The following is an 8,667-nucleotide window of genomic DNA, read 5'->3' as shown; positions in this document are numbered from 1 at the left end:
TAACACAGATAATTGCGCCTTGAGCGGAACAAAACCTATCTTGGCCTTGGGAGATACCCCCTGGCTGCTTAAGCAGCTTGCATTAGTGGGCTAAAATCGGCAAAGTAGATTTTGATAGCTAAAAAGTATCGGGAGACATGTCAATGAAAAGCACAGTAATGAAAATGTGGCTCGGAGCCTCAATTATTGCCGGTATGAGTGCGATCGCCACTACCCCAGCTGTTGCTGGAAGCCTCACGGGAGCGACCCTGGAAGGTAGTGACTACCTCAAGTATGCATCTGACGGTACGAATACCTATGAAGCTCCAAATGCTATTTTGTCAACTATCTTGCAAGGTGACGCTAGTGACCCTGGTGGAAACGTAGAGCTATTTGCCAGCAGTGAAACTCTGAGCAACAGCGACTTTGCCACCTATACCGATGTCACAAGCCTAACCGGTGACATCGGTGGTAAGGACATCACCTTGAGCAGTCTGACATTAGCTGACTGGAACAGTGATCTTGATAGTGATGGCATAACCTTAGGTCAGGAGTGGGTCAGTGATGCCTTAACTGCACACGGTCTTGGATCTTATGCTAGCAGCAATTTCATAGTTAATGAATTCTATACACTATTTAGCGATAATGGAGGATTGCAACGATTTAGCGATCCCAATATTTCCTACGTCAACCAAAACGCAACAGGCCACATTAGCATTGGGCTAGCAGGTCACCTTGATGCTCGAGATGCGTTCGAAGATACGTTTGATCAGTTGGAACAGATGATGGCTCTTTTATCGCCTGGTTTTCAACTACCATTACCACCTAGTATAAGGGCTAGTGAAATTGTCAAGGTTGAATACGATGGCAAAACTGAATACCTTTACGGTTTCGTTCCCACACCATCTGGGCTAGTCAACCTAGAAGATGGTACATCTCACAATGCCACCTACCAAGTGGGCTTCCTTGGCGCTCCTCCAGAACCGTCTTCATCGGAACCACAAGATGTACCTGAATCCTCTACTGTGCTTGGTCTAATCGCTGTGGCTGGTTTGTTTACTGCTGGAGGGAAATTGCGAAAAGCTAACTGTTAAGGGAAATAGTGAACAATATTATTGAGAGGGGGGCACAACGGTGCGCCCCTCTGAGTGATCAAGCAGTTCATGTAGGGTGGGCAGTGCACCAGACAGATAATCAAGCTTGCAAAGGGCGTTGCTAGGCACTGCCCACCCTACGATTAATGGCTTATAGAGTTAACGACTGCGGATCAGTTTCAATCAACTTCGCCAAGTCTTGCAAGAACGCTGCAGCATCAGTACCATAGATAATCCGGTGGTCACAGGTAATATTCACTTGCATCTGACGCTTTACTCCCATCATGCCGTCAGGGGTAGCTACTACCGTAGGACGGGATGCACCAATGGCCAAAATAGAACCCTGTCCTGGGGGCAAAATCGCATCAAACCGGTCTACACCAAACATTCCTAAATTGGATAGGGTGAAAGTACCGGAATTATATTCCTCTGGCTGCAACTGCTTAGTTCTGGCACGGTCTACTAAATCTTTCCAAGTGCGAGACAGAGAATAAATATCCAGCTGCTCCGCATGGCGCAATACTGGGGTAATCAATCCACCATCAGCCATTGCCACAGCCACAGCTACATTAATCGAACTGTGATACTGAATTCCCCGTTCGGTATAACTAGCATTGACCAAGGGATGCTTCTGCAAGGTAACCGCTACTGCCTTAGCCAGCAGCCCGGTCATGGTAACACCCTTAGGCTTAATTTTTTTGTATAACTTATCTAACTCATCGGTCGTGATGGTGTAACCAACCCTGAAGGTAGGCACTTGCAGGCTGACCATCATATTCCGCACCACTGCATTTTGCAGGGTATTGAACGGCACCACTTCTCCCAGGGGTACAGCCGCAGCAGGTGCTGGCAGAGGCGCTGGCATAGTTGCTGGGATGGGAGTGGGCATTACAGCCGGTGTCGGGGGTGGTGCTGGGGTGGTGGTTACTGGTGCCGGGGGAGTACTCACTTTACCTGCTGCTGCTTCCACATCCTCAGCCACAATCCTGCCATGGGGACCACTTCCTCTCAAGGTATTCAGATCAATCCGTAATTCCTTCGCTAGTTTACGAGCTCGGGGAGAAGCAATAATTCGGCCATTACGGCGGCTGGGAGTATCAGCAATGGCAGCGGGAGCTGTCTGTACCGGTTCTGGGGTTGAGGCCGTTGCTTGCTGAGGCGTTGCTGTGTCAGTAGCTGGTGTAGATTGGGCAGCTTGTTGTTTAGCTGCCTCAATTTCCGCTTCCGTTTCCGCAATCAGAGCAATCGGGGCTCCCACCGGAGCAGAGTCACCAGCTGATACCGTGATTGTGGCAAGATATCCTTCATAAAAGGACTCAACGTCCATATCAGCCTTATCCGACTCAACCACCACCACGGTTTCACCTTTTTCGACTTTGTCTCCGGGAGATTTTTCCCAGGAAACGATTTTGCCTTCGGTCATGGTTGAACTGAGGGCGGGCATGAAAACTTCGTGAATCATGGGGTGGTCTTCTAAATCAATTCTAGAGAGCTAGCAAAAACATTATGCCAGCTTGCATTGTAACTTGAATAAGCCCCAGAAAGCCATCGTACTCTGTAAAGAAACCATGAGGCGGGCTTCCATGGTTTTCTACAATACGGATATCCTGTTTGTCCTTGGGATTAGGGATTAGGGGAGTGGGTAGCTACCAATCACTCTATACATGCTCATGGCTTTTAACTAAAAGCTCTTATCTAGCAAAGGGAGCAGGGAGTAGGGAGTAGGGAGTAGGGAGTAGGGAGTAGGGAACTTTTGATCAAAAATTCCCACAATTCATTATAGGTACCCTTGACGGCTGACAGGGTCAGTCTAATATCTAGTTTAGTATAATCTTAAATTGTATCGATTTTGGTTCCCGAATGAAGGTCACTTCACTAAATCTTTAATTAATAGACTCACACATTGAATAAATGAATAATTTATCCCAAGAGAGGAAACTTATACCTAACAGATAAGGTAAGCCAACATAAGATCACTATTATCATATACTTTGGAACGTAAAATTAGATGGAAAGCGTTAATTAAAACTCTCCAAAAAAATAAAAAAAAACGATTAAAACGCTAAAATTCAGTAAGTATTTAAGGGTTTAAAAACCATGAAAAAGTTATCAACACTTACGCTCACAGCAGCCTTAGTTACTTTGGTAACAGTAGGTGCTAATCCCGCTCTAGCTGATACATACTTACTGGATTTTGAAAAGGATGATGCTGGTAACCTTCTCCAGGCGGGAACTAAAACAAATATTGGTGAGCAATGGGCAAAATTCGGTGTGCATATAACCAGTAATAAAGGGTCTAATCATCCCTTAAGGTTATTCAACAGCAATTGCGGACCTGATTTTGGGATTACATGCAGCGGTGGAGACGCTGACTTAGCCACGGGACCTTCATTTGGGACGAAGCCACAGGGTAACGTCTTAATTATCAATGAGAACACAAATGAAGAACCTGACGACTGGGCTGGCGGTGGCATCATTTCCTTTGCTTTTGATAAACCCGTTTCTCTCGATTATGTCACCCTTATAGACATTGATGAGAATCTAAATAATACAAACGGATATCTGGAAGCCTTTCTGAAGGATGGCACAACAGAGAAACAATCACTAACACTTGGGACAGACAACTCCCTATCCACTTACGATTTCAGCTATCTTCCTGAATATTCAGTGACCAAGCTAGATATTAAACTACCAGGAAGTGGTGCGGTCTCTGGCATCAAGTTTCGCGATTTCCCAGATCCCCCTAAGCCTTCTAAGAAAGTTCCCGAACCAACTTCGACATTGGGTCTGTTGATGTTGGGTGCTATGGGTGCAGGGTCAGTGTTCAAGCGCTATAAATAATACCATCAGTAATTAGATGGACTTGGGTTAAGGGAATAATCTGTTTTGTGGAGTGTTAAGTGTTAAGTGTTGACCGTTGAATGTCGAGTTTTGAGCTTTGACTGTTGACTGTCAACAGCCGACAAGTTAGCTTGATTTCTATTGAATGCAAGTTGGTATGAAATGCTTAACAAAAAACTTTCCTTGACCGTGCTTACAGGTATTATCCTAATCCTGAGTGCTTGCAATCTGATTAGCAAACCCCCTGAACCCAAACCAACTGAGTCTCCTGCTAATGTCCAGACCAAGCGAGAAGACTACAAAGCCATTGACCTAGCCAATAAGGCAACACCTGATCAGCTGATTGGTGCCGATCCAAAAGCGATCGCATTATCTACCTTTGGTCAAAACCAATCACTGTTGATTGAAGGAAACTTTGATCAACAGGTCAAGGTAGATTATCCTAAACCTGATCAAGCGGTAGTCACCATCACTCAAACGGGTTTACCGGATGACTCTGTACGTGGCATCCGGTATCGTATTGAGTTATCCCCCAACAAATCAGCCCAAACTGGCAAACAGTGGCAGATCATGTGGGCTGGTCAACAGTTTACCTGTCGAGAGGGACGGGGTCATCAGGATTGGTCTACGGAATTTTGCCAGTAATCGCTGGCTCAATGGCAAAGGGGTGAAAGACAATACACTTTTAAACACGGATAGACAGATAACCAACTATCTGTCTATCCGTGTCTATTCATCTGGTGTGACCTTTTCCTTAATCTGTAGCTATTAATTCAGCCTTGACATCGTACTAAATATCACCGCGAATTTCTTCGATAACCCCATCCCGCAGCAGAATTTCCACGTTCATCTTTTTGACTAGGTTATCTCCCTCTTCCACCCTGAAGAAGCTTTCTAGCTGACCTTGACTAACTTCCTGGTCGAGTTCGAGGGTTTGGACTTGTTGTAGTTGCTGAAGTTGCTGGTTTTTCTGCTCTAGCAGTTCACTTTTCTTTTGATTGACCTGGGTTTGAATGCTTTCAATTTGTTGCGATACCTGAGGACCAGGAGGATTCACGCTCTGGTTTTTAATCTCAGCGATCGCTTTTTGTCCCTGCAGATCAATCTGTTGCAGTTGGCCGTCGAGTTGGTTGATTTGATTTTGTAGTTGTTGCTGAACCTCTTCCTTCCATCGAGGGGTAACGATGGCTTTGATATTAATTGGCCGTTTCAAGAGTAAGTTCTTATTAGAGTCGTCCATATGCGTTCCACTATGTAAGTTTGAGGGATTGAGAGTGTGACTGGTTATATTGCTCAATAATTCTGAGAAAGAAGATTGAGGTTCAGTCTCAAGGTTCGAGGCCCGCACCTCTAAACCTTCTAACGTTTTAACAGAAACTCGCGGAATTCCCCACCTTCTTTGACGGTGGGGATGGATAGCGAGACTACAACTTACGACGATTCGTGATATAATCAATTTGGTCGTTGACCCGCCTGACTGACTAAAAGGCTACCTTATGAAAGGTGTACAAAGTACTAGCTCCAGCTCAGGGTCAGAAGTTACCGCAAGAATAAGGCAGCCTTTATGGTTGGTCGGCTATGCGTAAAAGGGTTAAAACTTTATGATTAAGGCTGCCTTATTCTAAGGTTTCGTCTCCGGGAAGAGACTTGCCCCGGCTGGTTAGCCATAGAGCTGTAATTCCATGGTAAGTCTGTCGTAAAAGTTATACGTCGATAGAAGGCGGATGTCTGCCTGTGGACGCCTCGTCAACGACCAATTCCAGCAGCCGCGCGCCTCCTAGGCCGGGTTCCCCGGCCTAGGGTCGCGCCTCTGGTTTAGGCGTCGGGGACGCGCGCGGGAAACCCGTTCGCGTAGCGTCGGCTTTGCCGATAAGACGAATAAGACCGTCCCTGAATTGACCTGAGAATGCGAGCAATCCCATGGCCTTTGGTCAAGCAGGTTGGGGTACTTCACGCAAACATCGCGTCAATGATAGCGCGATAGCGTTCCGTGACTACAGGTCGTCGGATTTTAAAGGTTTGAGTCATCATGCCATTTTCCTGGGAAAACGGCTCTAGAATTAGCCTAAAGGTGCTGATGCGGTCATCTTGGCGATAACCTGGTCGATTTTGGACTTCTCGGTTTAATTCAGTCCGGTATAACGTCTGAACCTCTTTAATATTTAAATCAACATCTTGAGCGAATACGTCAAGGGGAAGATTTTGAGCCGCTACCCACCCTTGCAAGGCATCTAAATTTGGTACTATTAAAGCACCCAATGCCTTTTGGTCTTGACCAACCAGCATAATCTGGTCAATGTAAGCACTACGCAAACAAGCATCTTCTATCGGTTGTGGCTCGATATTTTCCCCATTGGTAAGAACTATAGTATCTTTGGCTCTGCCAGTGAGTACCAAATCATTCTGGGGGGTCACCCAACCTAAATCCCCTGTATCAAACCACCGGTCTCGATCAATTGCCTTAGCGGTAGCTTCTGGTTTGTGATAATATTCCTGCATTACCTGTGCTCCCTTTACCATCACCAAGCCTGTTTGACCTTGGGGTAAAGGCTGATGAGTCTCAGGGTCAACAATCCGGATTTGAGTGTCCGGTAAAGGTGGTCCAGCACTAAAACGCAGGTTACGATAGGAACGCCGGGCATTAGTAACGGGAGAGGTTTCGGTTAAGCCATAGCCGACTAGGACTTCGACACCAATAATCTCAAAGAAGTTATCCAAGTGCCTCGCTAAGGAACCCCCACCACTAATGACTTGCTTGATTTCTCCCCCAGTGGCTTCCCGGACTTTTTGATAAACTAGTTTATTGGCTAATTGATGAACCGGCCATAAATAGGAAGCTTGCACTGTGGCCAATAGTTTTTGGATTGGTGAAGGATTTAAATTATCTAAGGTCAACCCCTGAGCAAGCCGTCGTGCCTCGATGTAGCGTTGACTGATCCCTAGCAGGTTTTGGACTAATTTCTGCTTACCTTGGGGTTGCTCACGAAACTGCTTTTGCACCCCCTCATAAATCGATTCCCACAGTCGGGGTACTCCGACCATAAAGTTAGGTTTGAAGGTTTTAAGGTCTTTTTTGACATGGCGCAGGTTGGTGTAAATCTGGGTGGAACCCTGAGATAATAGAAAATACTCCGCTGAGCGTTCGTAGGCGTGCCAGGTAGGCAGGATAGAAAGAACGCGATCGCCTTTTTGGATTTCTATTACTGCACCAAGGGTGTTGACCTGATGCAGGAGATTACCATGGCTCAGCATCACCCCTTTGGGTTTGCCTGTGGTACCAGACGTATACAGCAGAGTTGCCAAGGTTTCCCGGTTATGGTTAGCTTTGGTCAGAGACCGAGATGCCCCGGCTTCCATGAGTTGAGTATAGTTAACAATTTGTCGGGATGATCCGGTCGATACTGGTTGTTCTTCAGAAAGGAGAATCACTAATTCAATGGGTAGCCCATCCAAGCGATCGCCTAATTTTTCCAAAGTTTTGAGGTTTTCTAGCACCACAGCAGTGCTACCGCTATCTTCGAGAATATAAAGCAATTCCTGCCGTTCTGCTTGACCTGAGCGCACCACATTTACTGCTCCTGCACTCATGATACCCTGATCGGCAACTAGCCATCGAGGAGAGTTATCAGCAAATAACGCAATTCGGGTAGGAATACCCTTCTCATCCAGTGTTGGCTGGAAGCCTAGGGATTGTAATCCAGCCGCAAATTGCTCGATTTGCTCCTGCAACTGGGTATAGGTCAGGGTCGAAGCTGGAGCACCATGAGCTCCCACAGCGTGAGGGTCTTGCAGAGCAATGATTGACCCAAAGCGTTGGGCAGCAAGGGGCCAGATTTCTGGTATCGACTCTAGTGAAGAGTAATCAGCAACACGCTTGAGGTAAACTCTCTCTTGTTGTCTGAGGCGTTCTGCATACTGGTTTTTCGACATTCATCAACTCCCTGATTGCTTCGGTAGCTCTTTCTACCATACTCTTCTGCTTAGAGGTGATTGGCAGTGTTGAGTGGACACTATAGTTTCTGTCTTAGATGAAGTCTGGTTAATCACTCGTAGAATAGTCCACACTCACCAGAGTTAGCCGAGTCACCATAGTCACCAGAGTCACCCCATGAGCTAATCACCTGATTACCCCAGCATCCTATGCCCTAAGCATGAGCGATCGCGTGGTAATCTCAGTAAAAATTCATGGTGTACTACTCTAAAAATTCATCTGGCATGAGTTTAATAGCATCTAAGGGTGAGGCAAGGTATTCTACCGTTGCTTGCCTGAAGACAAATTGGATTAAAAGCCTGCAACAGCAAGTTAATTCCAAATCCCACTTATAGCTTCCCTTTAGCCTAAACCAATAATAAATAGCGGCTAGACATAGGGGAAGCCTTCTCGAAGATGACAAAGTCTGCGCTTCGCTGACTAGATGATCAAAATAATCAACGGGGTTTTGAACCGGGATTTGGTATCAGACGATACATGAATTTTGTAGCATTAAAGCTCAACTGAGGAACTATACTGGTTCAAAATTAGTTTTCAATTTCCACCCTACTATCAATAGCATTACCATCTTTGCCAAGTAAAGGATTCAGATGACCTATCTCGAAACAACTGCTGAATTTTATTCTGAAGTCGCTCAAACACCCCAAGTTGGTTTGTGTTGTGTCCAAAGTAGCCCCTTACAACTGCCAGGACTGAAAATTCCTCCACTGATGGCGGAGATGAATTATGGCTGCGGTACTACGGTACATCCCACAGAACTCA

The 8,667-nt window shown here is 46.0% G+C and carries 6 protein-coding genes; 3 read left to right on the top strand and 3 right to left on the bottom strand.

Annotation, left to right across the window (positions count from 1 at the left end; genetic code table 11):
• Nucleotides 1-143: 143 nt before the first annotated feature.
• On the top strand, nucleotides 144-1,073 hold the full coding sequence (locus F6K49_RS31620; RefSeq protein ID WP_293103014.1) for an NF038130 family PEP-CTERM protein: 930 nt from the start codon (nucleotides 144-146) through the stop codon (nucleotides 1,071-1,073).
• A 151-nt stretch (nucleotides 1,074-1,224) separates the two neighbouring features.
• On the opposite strand, the gene F6K49_RS31615 is transcribed toward F6K49_RS31620, so the two are convergent.
• A complete protein-coding gene (locus tag F6K49_RS31615) occupies nucleotides 1,225-2,535 on the bottom strand; it encodes a dihydrolipoamide acetyltransferase family protein (RefSeq protein ID WP_293045485.1) in 1,311 nt (436 codons plus the stop codon).
• A 635-nt stretch (nucleotides 2,536-3,170) separates the two neighbouring features.
• Here F6K49_RS31615 and F6K49_RS31610 point away from each other — a divergent pair.
• A complete protein-coding gene (locus F6K49_RS31610; RefSeq protein ID WP_293070787.1) occupies nucleotides 3,171-3,914 on the top strand; it encodes a PEP-CTERM sorting domain-containing protein in 744 nt (247 codons plus the stop codon).
• 162 nt (nucleotides 3,915-4,076) lie between these two features.
• Entirely contained in the window at nucleotides 4,077-4,559 is a 483-nt protein-coding gene (locus tag F6K49_RS31605) for a hypothetical protein (protein WP_293103011.1), read from the top strand.
• A 145-nt stretch (nucleotides 4,560-4,704) separates the two neighbouring features.
• Here the strand turns inward: F6K49_RS31605 and F6K49_RS31600 are convergent, their stop codons facing one another.
• Complete coding sequence (locus tag F6K49_RS31600) at nucleotides 4,705-5,154, bottom strand: YlqD family protein (RefSeq protein ID WP_044495479.1); 450 nt, start codon at nucleotides 5,152-5,154, stop codon at nucleotides 4,705-4,707.
• A gap of 710 nt (nucleotides 5,155-5,864) precedes the next feature.
• Complete coding sequence (locus F6K49_RS31595) at nucleotides 5,865-7,844, bottom strand: AMP-binding protein (RefSeq protein WP_293103008.1); 1,980 nt, start codon at nucleotides 7,842-7,844, stop codon at nucleotides 5,865-5,867.
• Nucleotides 7,845-8,667 lie beyond the last annotated feature (823 nt).

The sequence above is a fragment of the Moorena sp. SIO3I6 genome (assembly GCF_010672095.1).
Note: the sequence above shows the minus strand (reverse complement) of the source record. Positions and strands in the feature narration are given on the sequence as shown.